This is a genomic window from Parabacteroides caecihominis, assembly GCF_023656785.1.
Classification (GTDB): domain Bacteria; phylum Bacteroidota; class Bacteroidia; order Bacteroidales; family Tannerellaceae; genus Parabacteroides; species Parabacteroides segnis.
Genome location: NZ_JAMOKS010000006.1, coordinates 221,827 through 243,424, shown reverse-complemented (window position 1 = coordinate 243,424; position 21,598 = coordinate 221,827). Strand labels below are relative to the sequence as shown.

The 21,598-nt window shown below is 45.2% G+C and carries 15 protein-coding genes and 1 riboswitch; of the genes, 14 read left to right on the top strand and 1 reads right to left on the bottom strand.

Annotated features, from left to right (window positions below; translation table 11 throughout):
- Positions 1-169 precede the first annotated feature (169 nt).
- From mutA to NBH14_RS06875, 12 genes are all read left to right on the top strand, one after another.
- Entirely contained in the window at positions 170-2,032 is a 1,863-nt protein-coding gene (gene mutA, locus NBH14_RS06930; RefSeq protein WP_128133193.1) for a methylmalonyl-CoA mutase small subunit, read from the top strand.
- A 12-nt stretch (positions 2,033-2,044) separates the two neighbouring features.
- On the top strand, positions 2,045-4,195 hold the full coding sequence (gene scpA / locus NBH14_RS06925) for a methylmalonyl-CoA mutase (RefSeq protein WP_010800522.1): 2,151 nt from the start codon (positions 2,045-2,047) through the stop codon (positions 4,193-4,195).
- A gap of 88 nt (positions 4,196-4,283) precedes the next feature.
- Entirely contained in the window at positions 4,284-5,510 is a 1,227-nt protein-coding gene (locus NBH14_RS06920; protein ID WP_186958369.1) for a J domain-containing protein, read from the top strand.
- 41 nt (positions 5,511-5,551) lie between these two features.
- Entirely contained in the window at positions 5,552-7,024 is a 1,473-nt protein-coding gene (locus NBH14_RS06915; protein ID WP_186958368.1) for a glycosyltransferase family 2 protein, read from the top strand.
- A gap of 1 nt (position 7,025) precedes the next feature.
- A complete protein-coding gene (locus NBH14_RS06910) occupies positions 7,026-8,006 on the top strand; it encodes a DUF4922 domain-containing protein (protein ID WP_186958367.1) in 981 nt (326 codons plus the stop codon).
- Positions 8,003-9,301 (top strand): MFS transporter, encoded by a 1,299-nt coding sequence (locus NBH14_RS06905; RefSeq protein WP_186958366.1) that lies wholly within the window; start codon positions 8,003-8,005, stop codon positions 9,299-9,301. The genes NBH14_RS06910 and NBH14_RS06905 overlap by 4 nt, the downstream gene beginning before the upstream one ends.
- A gap of 19 nt (positions 9,302-9,320) precedes the next feature.
- Positions 9,321-10,163, top strand: coding sequence for an ATPase (locus NBH14_RS06900; protein WP_186958365.1), 843 nt, complete (start codon positions 9,321-9,323; stop codon positions 10,161-10,163).
- A 62-nt stretch (positions 10,164-10,225) separates the two neighbouring features.
- Entirely contained in the window at positions 10,226-11,506 is a 1,281-nt protein-coding gene (locus tag NBH14_RS06895) for an acetylxylan esterase (RefSeq protein ID WP_186958364.1), read from the top strand.
- A 70-nt stretch (positions 11,507-11,576) separates the two neighbouring features.
- Complete coding sequence (gene murQ / locus NBH14_RS06890) at positions 11,577-12,398, top strand: N-acetylmuramic acid 6-phosphate etherase (protein ID WP_186958363.1); 822 nt, start codon at positions 11,577-11,579, stop codon at positions 12,396-12,398.
- A gap of 40 nt (positions 12,399-12,438) precedes the next feature.
- Positions 12,439-12,637: riboswitch (cobalamin riboswitch) on the top strand.
- A 268-nt stretch (positions 12,638-12,905) separates the two neighbouring features.
- On the top strand, positions 12,906-13,505 hold the full coding sequence (locus tag NBH14_RS06885; RefSeq protein WP_007654242.1) for a porin family protein: 600 nt from the start codon (positions 12,906-12,908) through the stop codon (positions 13,503-13,505).
- 69 nt (positions 13,506-13,574) lie between these two features.
- A complete protein-coding gene (gene priA, locus NBH14_RS06880) occupies positions 13,575-16,037 on the top strand; it encodes a replication restart helicase PriA (RefSeq protein ID WP_186958362.1) in 2,463 nt (820 codons plus the stop codon).
- 33 nt (positions 16,038-16,070) lie between these two features.
- Positions 16,071-16,562: a low molecular weight protein-tyrosine-phosphatase gene (locus NBH14_RS06875; RefSeq protein ID WP_186958361.1), complete on the top strand. Its 492-nt coding sequence runs from the start codon at positions 16,071-16,073 to the stop codon at positions 16,560-16,562.
- Here NBH14_RS06875 and NBH14_RS06870 read toward each other — a convergent pair.
- Positions 16,537-18,567 carry an HD family phosphohydrolase gene (locus tag NBH14_RS06870; RefSeq protein ID WP_186958360.1) on the bottom strand — a complete coding sequence of 677 codons (2,031 nt, stop codon included), beginning with the start codon at positions 18,565-18,567 and terminating at the stop codon, positions 16,537-16,539. The two genes, NBH14_RS06875 and NBH14_RS06870, sit on opposite strands and share 26 nt — an antisense overlap.
- A 94-nt stretch (positions 18,568-18,661) precedes the next feature.
- On the opposite strand from NBH14_RS06870, the gene gltX reads away from it, so the two are divergent.
- Both gltX and NBH14_RS06860 read left to right on the top strand, forming a co-directional pair.
- Complete coding sequence (gene gltX / locus NBH14_RS06865) at positions 18,662-20,179, top strand: glutamate--tRNA ligase (RefSeq protein WP_186958359.1); 1,518 nt, start codon at positions 18,662-18,664, stop codon at positions 20,177-20,179.
- A gap of 3 nt (positions 20,180-20,182) precedes the next feature.
- Positions 20,183-21,421 carry a 3-deoxy-D-manno-octulosonic acid transferase gene (locus NBH14_RS06860; protein WP_046147910.1) on the top strand — a complete coding sequence of 413 codons (1,239 nt, stop codon included), beginning with the start codon at positions 20,183-20,185 and terminating at the stop codon, positions 21,419-21,421.
- Positions 21,422-21,598 lie beyond the last annotated feature (177 nt).

The window sequence follows — 21,598 nt, the reverse complement described above, 5'->3', positions numbered from 1 at the left end:
TCATTATGATACTATAATTGTCTTCATACAACTAAAAGGCGTTAAAACTGAGCGCAATTTCGTTTATTTTTCATTGTTCTTCCTGTTTATTTATTCTACCTTTGCCATCTGTTATTGAACAATATACTATTGAACAATTACTAATACCAGTATTAAAATAACTAATATTATGGCAGAACTAAAAGAAAAACTTTTCTCAGAATTCGCTCCGGTCACTACTGAAGAGTGGATGGCGAAGATTACGGCTGACCTGAAAGGTGCTCCGTTTGAGAAAAAGCTTGTCTGGAAGACAGGCGAAGGATTTAATGTAAATCCTTTCTATCGTGCAGAAGACATCGAAGGTTTGAAGACTACCGAGTCTCTTCCCGGTGAATTCCCTTATGTTCGCGGAACAAAGAAGGATAACGACTGGAAGGTACGCCAGAACATTGAAGTAACCTGTTTCAAGGAAGCCAACGAAAAGGCTCTTGATTTGCTGACTAAAGGTGTTACTTCTCTCGGTTTCATCATCAAAGGTGATGAAGTGAATGCTGAAAATATTGCAACATTATTAAACGGTATCTGTCCGGAAGCTACTGAACTGAACTTCAACACTTGCAACTGCAAGGCTGAAAAACTGATCGGTATCCTGGAATATATCCTGAAGGGAAAAGACGTAGACCTGAACAAATGTTTCGGTTCTGTAAACTATGACCCGTTCAAGAAACCGTTGGTAAAAGGTAAAGAAAATGGAAACTGGGTAGAAGCTGCATCTGCTGTGCTCAAAGCAGGTCAGGCACTACCAGGTTATAAAGTGTTAGCTGTAAACGCTTTCTACTTCAATAATGCAGGTGCTTATATTACTCAGGAACTGGGTTATGCACTGGCTTGGGGTAACGAACTGATGGCTAAATTGACTGAAGCTGGATTCAGCGCAGACGAAGTTGCCAAAAAGATTAAATTTAATCTGGGTATCAGTTCTAACTACTTCATGGAAATTGCTAAGTTCCGTGCAGCACGTTGGTTGTGGGCTGAAATTGTTGCTGCTTACAATCCAGAATGCAAATGTGCATGCAAGATGAACGCACATGCTCAGACTTCCGAATGGAACATGACTGTTTACGATGCTCATGTAAACTTGTTGCGTTCTCAGACTGAAGCGATGTCTGCTGCTTTGGCAGGTGTCGATTCTATTACTGTACGTCCTTTCGATAAGACTTATCAGACTCCGGACGATTTCTCTGAACGTATCGCCCGTAACCAGCAGTTGTTACTGAAAGAAGAATGTCACCTGGACAAGGTAGTCGATCCTTCTGCCGGTTCTTATTATGTGGAAGTACTGACAAACTCGTTAGCTGAAGTTGCCTGGAACCTGTTCCTGGAAGTAGAAGACAAAGGCGGTTTCGCAGCTGAAGTTGCTAACGGAAATATCCAGAATGCAGTGAATGCTTCCAATACAGCTCGTAAGAAAGCGGTTGCTACCCGTCGTGAAATTCTGCTGGGTTCTAACCAGTTCCCGAACTTTACGGAAGTGGCTGCCGGTAAGATTAAAGAAACTGCTTCCTGCTGCTGCGGTGGTGGTCATTCTTGCGGTGAAGCAACGGTTACTCCTCTTGATTTCTCTCGTGGTGCATCTCAGTTCGAAGCATTGCGTCTGGCAACTGAAAACAGCGGCAAGACACCGAATGTCTTTATGCTGACTATCGGTAACTTGTCTATGCGTATTGCCCGTTCACAGTTCTCAAGCAACTTCTTTGCTTGCGCCGGATATAAGGTAATTGATAACTTAGGTTTCGAAACTGTTGAAGCTGGCGTTGAGGCAGCGATGAAAGCCGGTGCTCAAATCGTTGTTCTTTGTTCTAGTGATGATGAATATGCAGAATATGCTCCTGCTGCTTATAAGGCGTTGGCTGGACGTGCTGAATTCGTTGTAGCAGGTGCTCCTGAATGCATGGAAGACCTGAAAGCTCAGGGTATCGATCAGTTTATCAATGTGAAGAGCAACGTGCTTGAAACATTGAAGGCTTTCAACGCAAAATTAGGAATCGCTTAAGTAGAAACAATTATGAGACCAAATTTTAAGAATATAGATATAAAGAATGCCGGTTTTGCAGCAACCAATGCTGCCGAATGGGCAAAAGCCAATGGCATCGAAGCCAATTGGAAAACACCCGAGCATATCGAGGTGAAACCAGTATATACAAAAGAAGACCTGGAAGGTATGGAGCATCTGCACTATGCATCCGGTCTGCCTCCTTATCTGCGTGGCCCGTATAGCGGTATGTACGCTATGCGTCCCTGGACAATCCGCCAGTATGCCGGTTTCTCCACAGCAGAAGAATCAAATGCATTCTATCGCCGTAACCTGGCTTCCGGCCAGAAAGGTTTGTCTGTTGCATTCGACCTTCCGACTCACCGCGGATACGATGCCGACAATGAACGTGTTGTAGGTGACGTTGGTAAAGCCGGTGTATCTATCTGTTCGCTGGAAAACATGAAAGTATTGTTCGCTGGTATTCCTTTGAACAAAATGTCTGTTTCCATGACCATGAACGGTGGTGTTCTTCCGGTATTGGCATTCTATATCAACGCAGGTCTGGAACAAGGCGCTAAGTTGGAAGAAATGGCCGGTACTATCCAGAACGATATCCTGAAAGAATTCATGGTGCGTAATACGTATATCTATCCGCCTGAATTCTCTATGAAGATTATCGCTGATATCTTCGAATATACATCACAGAAGATGCCGAAGTTCAACTCTATCTCTATCTCCGGTTACCACATGCAGGAAGCCGGTGCGACAGCAGATATTGAAATGGCTTATACCCTGTGCGACGGTATGGAGTATCTTCGTGCCGGTGTTAACGCAGGTATCGATGTGGATGCATTTGCTCCGCGTCTGTCATTCTTCTGGGCAATCGGTGTGAACCACTTCATGGAAATCGCCAAGATGCGTGCCGCACGTATGTTGTGGGCGAAGATTGTAAAGAGTTTCGGTGCTAAGAACCCGAAATCTTTGGCGCTGCGTACTCACTGCCAGACTTCAGGATGGTCGTTGACTGAGCAAGACCCGTTCAACAACGTAGGCCGTACTTGTATCGAAGCGATGGCAGCTGCTCTGGGACACACGCAGTCTTTGCACACCAATGCGTTGGACGAAGCTATCGCCTTGCCTACAGACTTCTCTGCACGTATCGCCCGTAATACACAGATTTATATCCAGGAAGAAACAAAGATCTGTAAGGAAATCGACCCGTGGGCCGGTTCTTACTATGTAGAATCTTTGACAAACGAACTGGTACACAAAGGTTGGGCATTGATCCAGGAAATCGAAAGCATGGGCGGTATGGCAAAAGCGATTGAAACAGGTCTTCCGAAGATGCGTATCGAAGAAGCTGCTGCGCGTACTCAGGCTCGTATTGACTCAGGCGTTCAGACAATCGTTGGTGTTAACAAATACCGTCTGCCGAAAGAAGATCCGATCGATATCCTTGAAATCGACAACACAGCCGTACGTAATGAACAGATTGCCAATTTGAAGGTGTTGCGTGAAAACCGCGACGAAGAAGCTGTTCAGAAAGCATTGGCAGACATCACCGAATGTGTGAAAACTAAGAAAGGCAACTTGCTGGAACTGGCTGTTAAGGCTGCCGGCTTGCGTGCATCACTGGGAGAAATCTCTGATGCCTGCGAAGTTGTTGTAGGACGTTATAAAGCAATCATCAGAACTATATCAGGCGTGTATTCATCAGAAACAAAGAAAGATGCCGACTTCCTGAAGGCTTGTGAGCTGACAGAAAAGTTTGCTAAGAAAGAAGGTCGCCAGCCGCGTATCATGATCGCTAAGATGGGTCAGGACGGACACGACCGTGGTGCTAAGGTTGTAGCTACCGGTTATGCCGACTGTGGTTTCGACGTGGATATGGGACCGTTGTTCCAGACTCCGGCTGAAGCTGCCCGCCAGGCTGTTGAAAACGACGTTCACGTAATGGGTGTTTCTTCTTTGGCTGCCGGACACAAGACATTGGTACCGCAAGTTATCGATGAACTGAAGAAGTTAGGCCGCGAAGACATTATCGTTATCGCCGGTGGTGTTATTCCTGCACAGGACTACGACTTCCTGTACAAGGCAGGTGTTGCCGCTATCTTCGGTCCGGGTACATCAGTCGCTAAGGCTGCCGTTCAAATCCTGGAAATCCTGTTAGGAGAAGAATAATAGCTGTAAAGTTTTTATTATAAATAGGAGACTGCGTAGCTTTCGGTGGAGAGTTACGCAGTTTTTTTATTACCATATAAGTATTGATATGAACAAACAAGCAAAACTATTTCAAGATCAGGATGTGGCAAATGATGATTTGTCCCTGACTCCTGTTATTAAAAAGAAAGGAAGAACGAAACTTACCGCTGCCCAGTCTGAGTTCAATCGCCTGAACAGGAAGATAAATGAACTAAAGGCAGAGATCACGTTTATTCCTGAGAAGGAACGAAAAATCAGAACTTTCTATCAGGAGCATGCTAAATCTCTATTTGAGAAAGAGACAGCAATGAAATATGATTATCTGATTTATCTGGATGGAATATATGAAGAAGGAAAACTGAGTAAAACGGATCGGAAAACGCTGATAGATCTTATTGCTGCTGAAAGTGAAGGAGTGACTGACTATATGAATGAAGAGCAACGCTCCGTTATTGTTCCCCTCGTTCATAAATATGAGGAACTCTCATCCGGAATGACTCATGAAGAACTGGAAATGGAAGCAGTACAGGATACGTTGTTCGCTATCCAAATGATGGGTTTTAAACTCAATAAGAAAATGAAAAACGCAAAGACGGAAGAGGAACTGCTCAACGCTTTTAATGATTTAATGAAGAATGAGATGGAGAAAATGGAGGCGGCGGAAGAAAAAGAACAACAGAGGCGTGCAGCCAGAGAGGAACAGAAATCGTCGCAGTCCAGGGAAAGGAAAATGACCAAAGCCGAATTGAATCAGAAATTGCAGGAGGAACAAACTTTAAAGTCAATGCGTGAAATATATCTGGAACTGGTGAAGGAACTTCATCCGGACCGGGAAACAGATGAAACATTGCGTGCACAGAAGGAAGAACGGATGAAACAACTGACGGAAGCATATAAACAAAAAGACTTGGCTTCCTTGTTGATGATGCAGATTAACTGGTTGCAGGAAGAATCGGCAAAGACACCTCAATCGCAGACGGATGAGGTTTTGAAACGTTATAATAAGATTTTGCGTGCACAGTTGAATCGTTTGGAAGAAGAATTTTACTTGATTTGTCAGGCTCCTTTATCTGGTGTGGAAAATGCTTATACGCAATTGAGAACTGTTCCTTTGAAAGAGATAGATATTCACCTGGATATTCTTTTGTCTCAGCAGAAAAACCTGCTGCAAACAGTGGAAGAGTATATGCAAAGCGTTTCCACACTTACGGGAATGAGAGCTTTTTTGAAAAAATACCGGAAAAAGCAAAGAGAAGAAGAGCTTTATGATGACTTTTACTGGGAGGAGGATTAATCTTTTTGTTATCTTTACCCGACAATCTTAAAAGTGCTATTATGCAAACAGTAAATTGTTTTTTGCCTTATATTTCTCCAGCCATGGTGAAACTGACTGTAGACGAACTCAGGAGTACCGGGCTGGTTAATAAAATATATCTTTTAGCTTCTGATTCATTGCAGGCAGAAGCTTGTGACGGTTGCGAAATCCTGCAGGTCGATACGCTGACCGGTACAAAGACTTTGCGTACTATTTGGGAACATGCCGACGAACGGAATGTCTTATTTTATACTGGTACAACTCCTTTGAGGTTCGGACAAAACGGACTGGAGCGGATGCTTTTTGTCGCTGAAAACAGATGTTGTAAAATCGTTTATGCCGATCATTATAAAATATGTAACGGTATCCGGCAGGAACATCCGTTGAACGATTATCAGGAGGGAAGCATACGGGATGATTTTGATTTCGGTCCGTTATTGCTGCTTAATTACGATGAATTGAACTATTATTTCGAATCTCGTAAAAAAATGTTTCCGGAGTATGTCTATGCAGGTTTCTATCTTTACCAGCTCGATGCCTCATTTATGCCGGAGACTATTGTTCATATCCGGGAGTATCTTTATTCTTTTACAGAAGAAGATAATCGGAAAAGCGGCGAGAAACAGTTTGATTATGTGGATCCAAAGAACCGTGAGGTGCAGGAGGAAATGGAATCGGCCTGTACTGTCTATCTGAAATATTTGGGTGCTTTTTTGAAGAAGAAACCTTTGAAGGTAAAGTTCAAGAAGAAAGGTTTCCCTTGCGAAGCATCTGTGATCATCCCTGTCCGCAACCGTGTCCGTACGATCGAGGATGCGATCCGTTCTGTTTTTAGGCAGCAGACCAATTTTGACTTCAACCTGATCATTGTCGACAATCATTCGACCGACGGGACGACAGAGGTTATTCAGCGGTATGCGGAAGATAAACGTCTGATACACCTGATCCCCGAACGTGACGATCTTGGAATCGGCGGTTGCTGGAATGAGGCGGCTGCCCATCCTTCGTGCGGTAAGTTTTGTGTACAGCTTGACAGTGATGATGTGTATAGCGGTCCCGATACTTTGCAAAAGATTGTGGATGCCTTTTATGCGGAAAGTTGTGCAATGGTGATCGGAACCTATAAAATGACTGATTTTGACCTGAATGAAATAGCGCCCGGCATTATCGACCACCGGGAATGGACGGAAGAGAATGGGCGTAATAATGCTTTGCGTATCAATGGACTGGGAGCACCCCGTGCTTTTTATACCCCGATTCTTCGCGAGTTGAAAATGCCGAATGTGAGTTATGGCGAAGATTATGCCATAGGATTGGCTATATCGCGTATTTACCGGATCGGACGTATTTACGATGTCCTTTATCTTTGCCGCCGTTGGGAGGACAATACCGATGCCGCATTGGATATCCGGAAAACCAACGAACATAATGCCTATAAAGACAGTATCCGAACCATTGAATTAGCTACCCGAAGAACGTTAAATCGAAAATGATATGATTGATAGGTCTGAAATGAATGAGTTGAGAGAACGCGTAGAAGATCTTCTCGACGAACAGATAAGAGATTGGGAGTTGGTTCGCACGAATACCTATGCTTTGGCAAACCTTAAGACCCGGAATCTTTGGATAAGAGATTTCCCTGTTATATTACAGTTCAATCCGGAGCGTATCCGTTCATCAGCTGCTAAAACAGACGCTGCTTCTTTGCAGGCACGACCGTGTTTTTTCTGTCACCGGCCGGAAGAACAATATGGTATTGATTACAATGATGCTTTCGATATACTGGTTAATCCTTATCCAATCTCCGGCGGACATCTGACGATACCATTGAAGTGGCATGAAGATCAGCAAATTCTTCCTTATTATGAGGATATGCTGTGCTTGGCACACGATCTTCAGGATTATGCCGTCTTTTACAATGGTCCGAAATGTGGAGCTTCTGCTCCGGATCATATGCATTTCCAGGCAATGGAACGGGGAAATTTGCCGATAGAAGTAAACTATAAAAAGGCTCCCAAGGGTATAGTCTGGGAGGGGCGTAATACGGTTCTTTATGTACTTTACGATTTTATGGCGTCTGCATTTCTGCTGATCTCCAGTGATTTGCGCGAAGCCGATTATGCTTTTAAACAATTATACGCACAACTGGAAATAAAAGAAGGAGATTCTGAACCGATGATGAATGTGGTTACTTGGAAGGATGAGGATGCTTGGAAGGATGAGGATAACTGGATATCCTGTATATTCCCTCGTAAGGAATTGCGTCCGTCCTGTTTTTATGCAGAAGGAGATGCTAATATCCTGATCAGTCCGGCAACGGTTGAGATGGCCGGTCTCTTTATCACCCCTTTAGAGAAGGATTTTGATAAGGTGACGTCTGAAGATCTTGAAACTATTTTGCGGGAAGTAAGCATTTCAGAAGAAGAGAAGAATGAAATAGTACGTAAAATGATACAATCTAGCCCGCGAAAATGAAACTATTAACCGGAAAATCCACAGTATCGTCTCCATGGAGTTGGATACCCACGCTTTATTTTGCGGAGGCCCTTCCTTATGTGGCAGTGATGACGATCTCTGTCATCATGTATAAACGTTTGGGGATCAGTAATACAGATATTGCCCTCTACACCAGTTGGCTTTATCTCCCCTGGGTGATCAAACCCTTCTGGAGTCCTTTTGTCGATTTGCTGAAGACGAAGCGCTGGTGGGTGGTTACCATGCAGTTTTTGATAGGTGCAGGACTGGCGGGTATTGCTTTCACTATTCCGATGGATTATTCCTTTCAGCTGACTTTGGCTATATTCTGGTTGGTGGCGTTTAGTTCTGCGACGCATGATATTGCGGCTGACGGTTTCTATATGTTAGCGCTGGATTCGCATGACCAGGCATTTTATGTCGGGATACGAAGTACATTTTACCGTATCGCAACTATTGCCGGACAAGGTCTGTTGGTGATGCTGGCAGGTGCTTTGGAGGAAAGTACCGGAAAGATACCGCTGGCCTGGTCGGTTACATTTTTGATCCTGGCAGGTCTATTTATCGGGCTATGCCTGTATCATAAATATATATTGCCGACACCCGAATCGGACAGGCCGGCTGTCGCTGTGACGGCTTCTACCCTGTTTAAAGAATTTTTTGCTACATTTGTTTCGTTTTTTAAGAAGAAACAGGCCCTGATTGCGATCCTGTTTATGCTGTTATACCGTTTCCCGGAAGCGCAGCTGGTAAAGCTGGTCACTCCTTTCCTGATCGACCCGCGTGATGTAGGAGGGCTTGGATTATCAACGGCAGAGATCGGCCTTGTTTATGGAACGATCGGGATCATCGGACTGACTTTAGGCGGGATCATCGGAGGTATTGTTGCGGCACAAGGCGGACTGAAGAAATGGCTTTGGCCGATGGCGCTGGCTATTACTTTGCCGGATTTGGTCTTTATTTACCTGAGCAGTGCCCTGCCGGAGAATCTGCTTATTATAAATGTATGTGTCTTTATTGAGCAGTTTGGGTATGGATTCGGCTTTACGGCCTATATGCTGTTTCTTATTTATTTCTCAGAGGGCGAACATAAGACGGCTCATTATGCTATCTGTACGGCATTTATGGCTTTAGGTATGATGTTGCCGGGAATGATTGCCGGCTGGTTGCAGGAGCAGTTGGGATATGAGCACTTTTTCTGGTGGGTGATGGGATGCTGCCTGATCACTTTGGCAGTGACGGCTTTCCTGAAGATTGATCCTGCATTTGGCAGAAAAGACAGACGTATTGATTGATTTTATAATAAAGTGAAATATGATATTGATAGCTGATAGTGGGTCCACGAAGACTGATTGGTGTGTGGTGGAGAATGGTGAATCTATCCTCCGTTTCAAAACACGGGGCACGAATCCTTTTTTTCAGACAGAAGAGGAAATCGGGAAGGAGATAGAAGTCGGCCTGTTACCTTCTCTAAAAGGTTTCGAACCTTCAGCTATTTATTTTTACGGAGCAGGATGTGCTTTCCCGGAGAAGAATGATATGATCAGGCGGGCCGTCAACCGGTATCTGCCTGTCCCGGTTGAGGTAGGGAGCGACTTGCTTGCAGCTGCCCGCGCCCTGTGCGGAGATCAGCCGGGGATTGCCTGCATTATGGGGACTGGTTCCAACTCCTGTTATTATGATGGCAGGGAGATTGTAAAGAATGTCTCTCCTCTGGGATTTATCCTGGGCGATGAAGGGAGTGGCGCGGTATTGGGAAAATTATTGATTGGTGATGTCCTGAAAGACCAGTTGCCTCCGGCTCTGAAAGATCAGTTCCTGACACAATATGAGTTGACCCCGGCCCTGATTATGGACAAGGTTTACCGGCAGCCTTTCCCTAACCGTTTTCTGGCAGGATTTTCTCCTTTTATACGGGAGCATTTGGATGAACCGGCTATCTGGGAGTTGGTTACCCGTAGTTTCCTGGCTTTTTTTACCCGGAATGTGAAACAGTACGATTATTTTGAACAGCCAGTCCACCTGGTAGGTTCGGTAGCCTGGTATTATCAGGATATATTGAAGGAGATCGCGTTTGATTTGGGAATCCGTCTGGGGACGATCGCCCGAAGTCCGATGGAAGGACTGGTTGCATATCATGGCCAACCAACGCTTTGATATCTGATAGATCGTATTTATCTTTGTTGTGTTTGTAATCTTATATTTAATAAATTCTCAAGATGAAAAAAGTGTTATTCTCATTCTGCTTCCTTCTAGTATTGCTGGTAGGAAGTTCGTTAGGGCTGGAGGCTCAGCCGGCCCAGAAATTGGTCAATGTGGTGGTATCTCCGGATCGGACAGACTGGAAATACAAACAAAAAGAGGAAGTTACTTTTACTGTTCAAGTCTTTAGAAATGAAAATCTCCTGAAAGACGTGGTAGTTGATTATGAAGTGGGACCGGAGTATTTCCCCGTAAAGAAGGAAGCGGATGTGCTTTTGAAAAATGGTAAAATAACATTAAAAGGCTCCATGAATGAACCTGGTTTTTTGCGTTGTAAGGTCATAGCAAAAGTAGACGGTCGTAATTATGAAGGAATGGCTACGGTTGCCGTAGACGAAGAAAAAATCCGGCCGACAACCGCTGATCCGAAAGATTTCGACAGTTTCTGGAAGCAGGCGATTGAAGATGCCCGTAAAACCTCTCTGGACCCTAAAATGGTATTGATGCCGGAAAGATGTACGTCTACGCAAAACGTTTATCATGTCAGTTTTCAGAATGAGCGTCCAAGGTCCCGTATGTATGGTATTCTGGTTGTCCCAAAAAAGGAAGGGGTATATCCGGCTATCCTCCAGGTTCCGGGTGCCGGTATCCGTCCGTATAACGGCATGAATTTAGGGGATGATGTTATCACATTAGAGATCGGTATTCATGGAATTCCGGTAAATATGCCCCAGGAAGTATATAATAACCTGGCATCCGGTGCTTTGAACGGCTATCCCGGGATCAATAAGAATGATCGTGACGCCCATTATTACAAACGGGTGTATCTCGGTTGTGTGAGAGCGGTGGATTTTATTTTCTCTTTGCCTGAATTTGACGGTTCGACTGTCGGTGTAACCGGTGGTAGCCAGGGAGGAGCGCTTTCTATCGTTACGGCAGGATTGGATTCGCGTATTAAGTTTCTGGCAGCATTCTATCCGGCCTTATGTGATTATGCCGGTTATTTACATCTGCGTGCCGGTGGCTGGCCTCATTATTACCGGAATGCAAAACCTGGTCCGAATGAGGTGGAGACATTAGCTTATTTCGATGTGGTTAATTTTGCCCGTCGCGTAAATGCACCGGGGTGGTATAGCTGGGGATATAATGATGTGACTTGTCCTCCAACCTCCATGTATTCCGCTTATAATGTTATTCCGGGAGCAAAAGAACTGCATCTTTATCTGGAAACCGGTCACTGGACTTATCCGGAGCAAAATGCTGCATGGTTTCAATGGTTGAAAGAAATGTATAAGTAAGAAGAGGTTCGCAGACATAAATTTTGTTAGTTTTGTATCTGTTTAGCAACATACATAATACATATTTAATATGTCGTTTACTAAGATAACAGAGCAAGACTCATTATATAATAATCTGGAAAGCAAGTCGGTCCGGGAATTACTGGACGATATAAATACGGAAGACCAGAAGGTTGCGTCAGCAGTCCGGAAAACGATACCTAAAGTTGAAGAACTTGTATTACAGATCGTCCCCCGGATGAAACAAGGGGGACGTATCTTTTATCTGGGCGCCGGCACAAGCGGACGTCTGGGCGTGCTCGACGCTTCGGAGATACCTCCTACTTTCGGAATGCCGCCAACCCTGGTGATCGGACTGATCGCGGGTGGAGACAAAGCGCTTCGTAATCCGGTAGAAAATGCGGAAGATGATCTGAACCGCGGTTGGGAGGAATTGCAGGAGCACCATATTACAACAAAAGATACAGTAATCGGCATTGCCGCTTCCGGGACGACTCCCTATGTAATAGGAGCTTTGCGCAAGGCACGTGAGCAAGGAATCCTGACAGCTTCCATTTCCAGTAATCCGGATTCTCCGATGGCAGCGGAGGCGGATGTAGCCATTGAAATGATCGTAGGCCCGGAGTTTGTTACCGGCAGTTCGCGTATGAAATCCGGAACAGGGCAAAAGATGATCTTGAACATGATCTCTACTTCGGTAATGATCCAACTGGGACGTGTAAAAGGCAACCGGATGGTAAATATGCAACTTACCAACCAGAAACTGATCGACCGTGGGACACGGATGGTCGCTGAGGAACTGGGCTTGAATTATGGTCAGTCGCAACGGTTACTTCTGATGTACGGCTCGGTAAAAGACGCAATAGACGAATATCGTAAACATAATAAATAAAATTTATAGGATCTGCTACCATAAGATGTAAAAATATCTCTATATTTGCGACATGCATTGTTCCGAGCCTGTATCCGCGGGTAAGGATTAAAAGGGAACCGGGTGTGAATCCCGGACAGTCCCGCTGCTGTGAGCTTCATAACGTATCAGGCATACTTTTGCCACTGTTCTGTAAGGGGAATGGGAAGGCGCTTGATCCGGAAGTAAGTCAGAAGACCTGCAAGGCATATTCTTTCGACGGCTTCGAGGAAAGGCCGGATGAGAAAAACAAGACATCTGATGTCTTTCTATTCTTGTTCCATTCCCAGTTTGCTGTCCTTTTAGGATCTGTTTTTAATTATTTTGCCATAATAATTAGGAAAAGAAGCATGGTTCGGTTGACGGGATGAGCTCCGTCGGTGGTCCATGCTTTTCTTTTTCAAAGACTGAACAGTTAAGACGGAATACTTGTTTATTATTGGAAAAGTATGTTTATTTGCAGATAGTATTTATAAAACAACAGGCAATATGAAAAAGGTTACAGGTTTAGTTTTGATTATTTTGATGGCATTTATTGCTGTTCCCGCTAAATCCCAGTTGAAGTTTGGGGTAAAAGGCGGTTTGAATATATCGTCCGTTCATTTGAATTCAGATATTCTAAAAGCGGATAATGTAACTGGTTTCCAGATCGGTCCGATGATCGAGACAACGATTCCTCTGATAGGAGTAGGGCTGGATGCGGCTATCCTCTATTCACAGAAAGGGATGGATGTGAAATCGGAGACAGGAACTTCCACGAATGTGAAAACAGATTATATCGATGTCCCGGTGAATTTGAAATGGAAATTCGGATTGCCTATCATTAAAGGATATCTGGCTGCCGGTCCGTATATAGGTTTCCGTGTAGGTGGCGATAAATTCTGGGAGATTCCCGGAAGTGTAGTAGGACAGGTGAAAGCGAAAAACTTTAGTGCCGGTCTTAATTTCGGTGCAGGTGTGGAACTGATCAGCCATTTGCAGGTCGGTATAAACTATGGCCTGGGACTGACTGATAATTACAGTGCGGAAAAATATGATCTGAATGCCAAGAACCGCGGATGGTCGGTGACAGCCGCTATCCTGTTCTGATAACAGACAGAAGATATGAGGGGCCGGGCTTTAACAGTCCGGCCTTTTTTGTTACTTTTGACCTCGGAAATGAAATATGCAGATGTCATACTACCCCTGCCGTTGGAGAATAGCTATACATATAGTATTCCGACGGATCTGGAGGCGGCCGTAACTCCCGGTTGCCGGGTCATTGTTCATTTCGGCAAGAAACGTTACTATACTGCCATTGTGATGGAAGTACATGAACGCAGGCCGAATACGGACTTTGAGACGAAGGAGATTTATGCCCTGCTGGATGCCAGCCCTGTGTTGCGGAGGCCGCAACTTCGCTTTTGGAAATGGATCTCCTCCTATTATATGTGTAAACTGGGGGATGTCTATAAAGCGGCTTTACCTTCCGGGCTGAAACTGGAAAGCGAGACGGCTGTTACCTATAATGCTGATTTTGAGGCGGACGGTCCTTTGCGTCCTAATGAGCAGGCTGTGCTGGATGCTTTTAAAGGAGTGCTCAAGTTAACAGTCTCGGAGTTGGAAAAGAAAACAGGCCTGCGCAATGTCGTTCCCATAGTTGCTTCCCTGATGGCCCGTGGGGCAGTGGAGGTCAGCGAAGAGATGAAACGCGGGTTTGTTCCGAAGATGCAGGCATTTATCCGTTTGTCTCGGGAATATGCAACCGAAGAGCGCTTGCAGGAAGCCTTTGCTGATTTTAAGCGGGCCAAGAAGCAGGAACTTTTGCTGGTTTGCTTCCTTGATCTGAGCCACGCATTAAATCCGGCTTTAACCGTGGAAGTATCCAAAAAAGAATTACTGGAACGCAGCGGTTGTTCATCAACGATATTGGACGGGCTGCTGAAACGGGGAGTCCTTGAAAGCTATGAAAAAGAAGTGGGGCGTTTGCAGGTTCCGGTATGCCGTTTGCAACCTCTCAGTTCGCTTAGTCCGGCACAGGAGAAAGCGTATAGCGAAATACATGATACCTTTGCATCTAAAGATGTTTGCCTGCTTCATGGAGTTACTTCCAGCGGTAAGACGGAAATTTATGTACGGCTGATAGACGAGGTTCTGAAGCTGGGACGCCAGGTTCTATATATGCTTCCTGAAATAGCTATTACGACGCAGATCACCGAACGGCTGGCTAAACTGTTCGGTAATAAGCTCTTGGTATATCATTCGAAATTCTCAGATAACGAGCGTGTGGAAGTATGGAACAAACTCCTGCATGGGAACGAACCGATGGTAGTGCTGGGGGTACGCTCTTCTCTCTTTTTGCCGTTCAAGGACCTGGGACTGATCATTGTGGATGAAGAACATGAAAATACGTATAAGCAGCAAGATCCAGCCCCACGTTACCATGCCCGCAATGCTGCAATCGTGTTAGCGGGAATGCATGGTGCAAAGACGCTGCTGGGATCTGCTACCCCTTCGATCGATTCTTATTTCAATGCAACGACCGGTAAGTATGGACTGGTAGAGTTGGTTACCCGTTACGGTGACTGCCTGATGCCGGAGATCATAACTGCCGATATAAAGGAACTGAAGCGGAAAAAGATCATGAAGGACACACTTTTCTCCCCGTTATTGGTCGAGAAAGTAAATGCGTCCCTGGCACGCGGTGAACAGGCTATCTTGTTCCAGAACAGGCGTGGGTTTGCCCCGCTGATCGAATGTAAGAGTTGTGGCTGGGTGCCTCATTGCGTGAACTGTGATGTCAGCCTGACCTATCATAAATATCATAACCAATTGGTTTGCCATTATTGTGGATATACCATCCAGTTGCCGCCTCATTGTCCGGAATGCCAGAGTGTAGAGTTGAAGATGATGGGTTTTGGGACAGAGAAGGTGGAGGAGGAAATAGCTTCCCTGTTCCCTTCGGCGAAGGTCGAACGGTTAGATTTTGATACGGCGCGTACCCGTACGGCTTACGAACGCATCATTTCCGACTTTGAGAAAGGAAAGACACAAATCCTTATCGGAACGCAGATGCTGTCGAAAGGGTTGGATTTCGGAAATGTCAGTGTTGTTGGAATCCTGAATGCCGATAACCTGATGAACTATCCCGATTTCCGGGCTCACGAACGTGCTTTCCAACTGATGGTGCAGGTAAGCGGACGAGCGGGGAGAAGGGATAAACGTGGTACGGTTGTTTTGCAAACTTCCCAGCCGGAACATCCTCTGATACGGATGGTGCAACATTTTGCTTATAAGGAAATGGTTCGTTTGCAGTTGAGCGAGCGCAGCATGTTCCGGTATCCTCCTTATTATCGGTTGATCGTATTGGTGCTCCGGAGCCGCAATGAGTCGGTTTTGCAGGAACTGTCGGTGATCTATGCCGAGAAACTGCATGCCCGTCTCGGAGAACGGGTACTGGGACCTGTCACCCCTCCGGTAACACGTGTGCAGACTTTGCATATCAAGAAGATTGTGTTGAAAATAGAGATAGCCGCCGCCATCGCCCCTGTCAGGGAAATACTGGAGGCTGTCCATTCAGAGATGCAACGCTATTTGCCATTCAGGCAATTGCTGGTGCATTATGATGTGGACCCGGCTTGATAATTGAATATTGAAAATTGAGAATTGAAAATTATGGGAGAGAAGAAAGAATATAAGATATTGTTTGTTTGTCTGGGGAATATTTGTCGTTCTCCGTCGGCTGAGGCGGTGATGAAGAAACTGGTAAAAGATGCCGGGCTTGAGAATTATATAGAAATAGATTCCGCAGGGATCATGGGATACCATGAGGGAGAACGAGCCGATCAGCGGATGAGGGCGCATGCCTCCCGCCGGGGATATGTGCTGGATTCTATTTCCCGTCCGGTTCGTACGACTGACTTTTATGATTTTGATCTGATCATCGGAATGGACGACCGGAATATAGATGACCTGAAACGGAAAGCTCCCGATCTGGAATCAGTAGCCAAAATACATCAGATGACGGAATATTCCCGTAATAAGTTGTATGATCATGTCCCCGACCCGTATTACGGGGGCGCCTCCGGTTTTGAGTTGGTACTCGATTTGCTGGAAGACGCCTGTGGAGGATTGCTTGAAACTATTTCTTCAGGTCGGGATAACTGATACGGGTGTGGAACATTGTTTTCAGCTTGTCGACAAACACGCTTTTGATCGTCTCTACATCCCGGAACGTCAGCGGGGCACTTTTCAGTAATCCGTCTGCTATCTGTCCGTCAATAATTTTATCCACCAACTGTCTGATGCTTTCTTCCGTATGCTCTTTCAGGCTGCGGGAGGCGGCTTCAACGGAGTCTGCCATCATCAGCACGGCAGTCTCTTTCGAGAACGGGTTAGGTCCCGGATAAGTAAACGCCTTTTCATCGATCTCTTTATCCGGATATTGGTTTTTGAATGAATTATAGAAATATTTAGCCTTTCCTAATCCGTGATGTGTACGGATGAAATCAACGACGGCCTTGGGCAACAATGCCTTTTCTGCAATCCTGACTCCATCGGTGACATGATTTATGATTACTTTGGCACTCTGGTCGAAAGTCAGTTGGCCGTGCGGATTCACGCTGCTTTGGTTTTCGGTGAAGAATGCCGGGTTTGCCATCTTTCCTATATCATGATACATGGCTCCTGTACGGACCAGTTGGGCGTTTGCCCCGATTTTTGCAGCGGCTTCCGATGCCAAGATAGAAACCTGCAAGGAATGCTGGAATGTTCCGGGAGATGTTTCCGACAACTTTTTAAGAATAGGCGTATTGATATTGGATAGTTCCACCAGCGTGATGCTCGATACATATCCGAATGTTTTTTCCAGCATATAAACCAGGATGTAAGTAAACATCAGCAGGATGAAATTGATACCGAAGTATAGAAGCATCAACCAGTTGATCTTGTTGAAGTCTGCCTCCTGATAGAGGGCAAGGCTGATATAACATAACGTATAGGACATAAAGATCAGGAATGCGCAGCGAATCAGTTGCGAACGTTCCGAGAGGTCTCTCAGACTGAATGTAACTACCATTCCGGCGATGATCTGCAATAGCAGGAACTCATGCGGGAAAGGTACCATCAACGAACAGATCAGCACGATGACCAGATGCGTAAATAGGGCTGTACGCGAATCGAAGAAGGTCCGGACAACAATAGGCACGATTGCATAAGGCAGGATATAAACATTGAACAGCGCATAAGTGACGCATAACTCCGTTAATATGCAACTGACAAATATGCATAGAATAAGGAAAAGCGCATTCCGCCTGTTGTGTAATATCTTTAACCGGAAAGACCACAGGTATAACCAGAAACAGAAGATAATGCCGCAGACCAATACAAACTGCCCTCCGAGAATGATGCTTTGGCGTTGTGCGCCGCCAGATTTGCTTTCGTGCACGATCTTCAACGAACGCAGTACATTATATGTATGGTTATCAATAATCTCTCCCCTGTCTACAATACGTTCTCCGGCCTGTACCATACCGTTTGCCAGGGATACGCTCCGGAGCATATCGTCTTTCACTTTCTCTGACATCGCTTCGTCATACGATATGTTTTCTTTCAGATAGTTATTTATATCGCAGGATTGCAGGACCGATTTGTCCAGCCGCGGCGGACAATTGTTTATGATAAACTCATAAGCCGTTTTTACGGTGAAAAAGTCGCTGGCATACCGGGAGTGGGCGATATTGTTCTCTAACAGATTGACACGCTCATAGTTATCCTTTTTCAGTTTTTCCTGTTCCTGCGGTGCAATGATCCCGTTTTTATATAAGCTGACCAGGCTGTTTTCGATATACTGCATATAGGCAGGTGTCGCTTTCCGGTTCAGGCCATCGGTATAGGCGGCCCGTAATTTGTCGACTTCCGTGTTCTCGACAGTCGCATCCATACGGAAATACGGTTCGAAGTTTTTCAACACACTGTCCTTTTCCGCATCGACTTCTGCGTCAGTTTTATATATAGGAAAATCGCTTGGAGCCGTCAGTAATCCGTACCTCCAGGGCTTGCCTTCATAGAACTGGTAACGGAACTTTCCCTCGCGAGGAAAAAAGTAGGCGATCAGCAAAGATGCCACGATGAAATATACGGCTGGATGTATGCTATAGTTTTTTAGTTTCATAAGATTCTCATTTGAGGGCGAAATGTACATAAAAAAGTTTAGTAAGAGAAAAAAAAGGACTACTTTTGCCGCATTATTATAGAATGAAATAATTATGACTCAAAGGAAAGTTAGAGTCCGTTTTGCACCCAGCCCGACAGGGGCGCTGCATATCGGAGGTGTTCGTACAGCTTTATACAACTATTTATTTGCCAAACAGAATGGCGGAGATTTGATCTTACGTATTGAAGATACCGACTCTCAACGGTTTGTTCCGGGAGCGGAGGCTTATATTATTGAAGCGCTTACCTGGTTGGGTATCAAATTCGACGAAGGTGTGAACTTTGGTGGCGAATACGGTCCGTATCGTCAGAGTGAGCGAAAAGCTATTTACAGACAATATGTCGACCAGTTGCTGAATGACGGTTTGGCTTATATTGCATTTGATACACCGGCCGAACTGGATGCCAAACGTCAGGAAATTGCGAATTTCCAGTATGATGCATCCACCCGTTTGCAGATGCGTAACTCCTTGACACTTTCTACTGAAGAAACAAAGGCGTTGATCGATGCTGGAAACCAGTATGTTGTCCGTATCAAGATCGAGCCGAACGAAGATATTCATGTGAATGATATTATCCGTGGTGAAGTGGTAATCAACTCTTCTATCCTGGATGATAAAGTATTATATAAATCGGCTGACCAGTTGCCTACTTACCACTTGGCAAATATTGTCGATGACCACCTGATGGAAGTCACTCATGTGATCCGTGGCGAAGAGTGGTTGCCGAGCGCTCCCCTTCATGTATTGCTGTACCGTTATTTGGGTTGGGCGGATACGATGCCGCAGTTTGCCCACCTGGCCTTGTTATTGAAACCGGAAGGAAATGGTAAACTGAGCAAGCGTGACGGTGACCGTTTGGGATTCCCTGTATTCCCGTTGGAATGGCATGACCCTAAAACCGGTGATATCTCTTCAGGTTACCGTGAAAGCGGTTACCTGCCGGAAGCGGTTGTTAACTTCTTGGCTCTGTTAGGATGGAATCCCGGTAACGATCAGGAAATCATGAGTATGGACGAACTGATCAACTATTTCGATCTTACCCGTTGCAGCAAGGCCGGTGCCAAGTTCGACTATGAAAAGGGAAAATGGTTCAACCACCAGTATCTCCAGAAAAAAGACAATAAAGAAGTCGCAGCATTGTTCACGCCTATCCTTGAAAGCCACGGTATAAAAGCCGATCCGGCATATGTGGAGAAGGTTGTCGGCATGATGAAAGACCGTGTTTCTTTCAGTAAGGAATTATGGGATGTTTGTGCATTCTTCTTTATTGCTCCGACCGAATACGATGAGAAGACAACGAAAAAACGCTGGAAGGCCGATTCTGCTGCCCAGTTGGCAGAACTGATCGAGGTACTGCGCGTTCGTGAACCGTTCGATATCGAAGGAACGGAAGAAGAGGTGAAAGCCTGGATCGAAAGCAAAGGCTACCATTTGGGTAATATAATGAATGCTACCCGTCTGGCATTAGTCGGTGAAGGAAAAGGTCCTCATATCTTTGATATTACAGAAGCATTAGGAAAAGAAGAATCTATTCGCCGTATCGAAAGAGCGATTGAAGTGCTTAAATAAGTTATGTATAGTCTGGCAATCCACTTTTACGCATTTATCATTGCGTTGATTTCTCCATTCCATAAGAAGGCCCGGATCATGCGTCTGGGGCAGTGGAAAACGAATTCCATTCTTCGTGAGAAGATCGACCGGAATGCAAAATATATCTGGTTTCATGCTTCTTCCCTGGGCGAGTTCGAACAGGGACGTCCGATGATGGAGAAGATCAAGGCGGAACATCCGGAGTATAAAATACTACTTACTTTCTTTTCCCCTTCGGGATATGAAGTCCGTAAGAATTATAACGGGGCAGATGTCATTTGCTATCTGCCCTTCGATACGCCTTACCGGGTGAAGAAATTTCTGAATCTGGCAAATCCTTCCATTGCTGTATTTATTAAATACGAGTTTTGGGGAAACTATCTGCAAGAGTTGAAGCATCGCAATATCCCGGTGTACATCATTTCATCCATATTCCGTCGCGATCAGTTGTTCTTCCAGTGGTTCGGTTATCCGTACAGGAAGATGCTTTATTGCTTTACTCATTTGTTCGTACAGGACGATCGTTCGGCAGCTTTGCTGAAAGAGTTCGGGATAACAAATGTAACTGTTACGGGAGATACCCGTTTCGATCGGGTACTGGATGTCCGTAACCAGGCACGTGAGTTATCGCCAGTGGAACATTTTGTCTGTGAAGGAGGAAAGGAGAAAAGATTGACCCTTGTAGCCGGAAGTTCCTGGCCGCAGGATGAAGAGATTCTGATCCCTTATTTCAATGAGCATCCGGAGATGAAGCTGATCATCGCTCCGCACGAGATCCATCGCGAACATCTGATGTATATCGAGTCGTTGTTGAAACGTCCTTCTGTCCGTTTGTCGGATGTGTTTCATGACCAGTCTTTGGCGGAAGGTAAAGATTGTCTGATTGTCGACAGTTTCGGTTTATTGTCTTCTATCTACCGGTATGGAACGATCGCTTATATTGGTGGCGGTTTCGGAGCGGGCATACATAATACGCTTGAAGCGGCAGTGTATGGCATTCCGGTTTTATTCGGTCCGAAATATCATAAGTTCAAGGAAGCAAAAGATCTGATCAAGGTGGGAGGCGGCTTCTCCGTATCAGATAAACAATCTTTCTGCGAGAAGATGGACGAACTGCTGACCTATCATGAAGTGCTGGAAGCTGCGGGTGAAAGTGCCGGACAGTTTGTAAATGGCAATGCCGGGGCGACAGATAAGATATTACGAATAATAAAGTTGTAAAAAATATACCGATTGATCTGGTGTTTGATTTGAGGTTTATGCCGATAAGGAATTGGACACCAGTCAATCGGTATTTTGTTTTTTAGCCCCGGAGTCTCCGAATCCGGTGTATTCCACTTTCTTCCGATCGTCCGGGGCATAGCGCATTGTTGATGTTTCTAATGAATTGCGCTTCTT

What these genes read in the sequence shown, in the direction of transcription:
- mutA (WP_128133193.1), top strand. Translation starts at nt 170, where the DNA reads ATGGCAGAACTAAAAGAAAAACTTTTCTCAGAATTCGCTCCGGTCACT.
- scpA (WP_010800522.1), top strand. Translation starts at nt 2,045, where the DNA reads ATGAGACCAAATTTTAAGAATATAGATATAAAGAATGCCGGTTTTGCA.
- NBH14_RS06920 (WP_186958369.1), top strand. Translation starts at nt 4,284, where the DNA reads ATGAACAAACAAGCAAAACTATTTCAAGATCAGGATGTGGCAAATGAT.
- NBH14_RS06915 (WP_186958368.1), top strand. Translation starts at nt 5,552, where the DNA reads ATGCAAACAGTAAATTGTTTTTTGCCTTATATTTCTCCAGCCATGGTG.
- NBH14_RS06910 (WP_186958367.1), top strand. Translation starts at nt 7,026, where the DNA reads ATGATTGATAGGTCTGAAATGAATGAGTTGAGAGAACGCGTAGAAGAT.
- NBH14_RS06905 (WP_186958366.1), top strand. Translation starts at nt 8,003, where the DNA reads ATGAAACTATTAACCGGAAAATCCACAGTATCGTCTCCATGGAGTTGG.
- NBH14_RS06900 (WP_186958365.1), top strand. Translation starts at nt 9,321, where the DNA reads ATGATATTGATAGCTGATAGTGGGTCCACGAAGACTGATTGGTGTGTG.
- NBH14_RS06895 (WP_186958364.1), top strand. Translation starts at nt 10,226, where the DNA reads ATGAAAAAAGTGTTATTCTCATTCTGCTTCCTTCTAGTATTGCTGGTA.
- murQ (WP_186958363.1), top strand. Translation starts at nt 11,577, where the DNA reads ATGTCGTTTACTAAGATAACAGAGCAAGACTCATTATATAATAATCTG.
- NBH14_RS06885 (WP_007654242.1), top strand. Translation starts at nt 12,906, where the DNA reads ATGAAAAAGGTTACAGGTTTAGTTTTGATTATTTTGATGGCATTTATT.
- priA (WP_186958362.1), top strand. Translation starts at nt 13,575, where the DNA reads ATGAAATATGCAGATGTCATACTACCCCTGCCGTTGGAGAATAGCTAT.
- NBH14_RS06875 (WP_186958361.1), top strand. Translation starts at nt 16,071, where the DNA reads ATGGGAGAGAAGAAAGAATATAAGATATTGTTTGTTTGTCTGGGGAAT.
- NBH14_RS06870 (WP_186958360.1), bottom strand. Translation starts at nt 18,567, where the DNA reads ATGAAACTAAAAAACTATAGCATACATCCAGCCGTATATTTCATCGTG.
- gltX (WP_186958359.1), top strand. Translation starts at nt 18,662, where the DNA reads ATGACTCAAAGGAAAGTTAGAGTCCGTTTTGCACCCAGCCCGACAGGG.
- NBH14_RS06860 (WP_046147910.1), top strand. Translation starts at nt 20,183, where the DNA reads ATGTATAGTCTGGCAATCCACTTTTACGCATTTATCATTGCGTTGATT.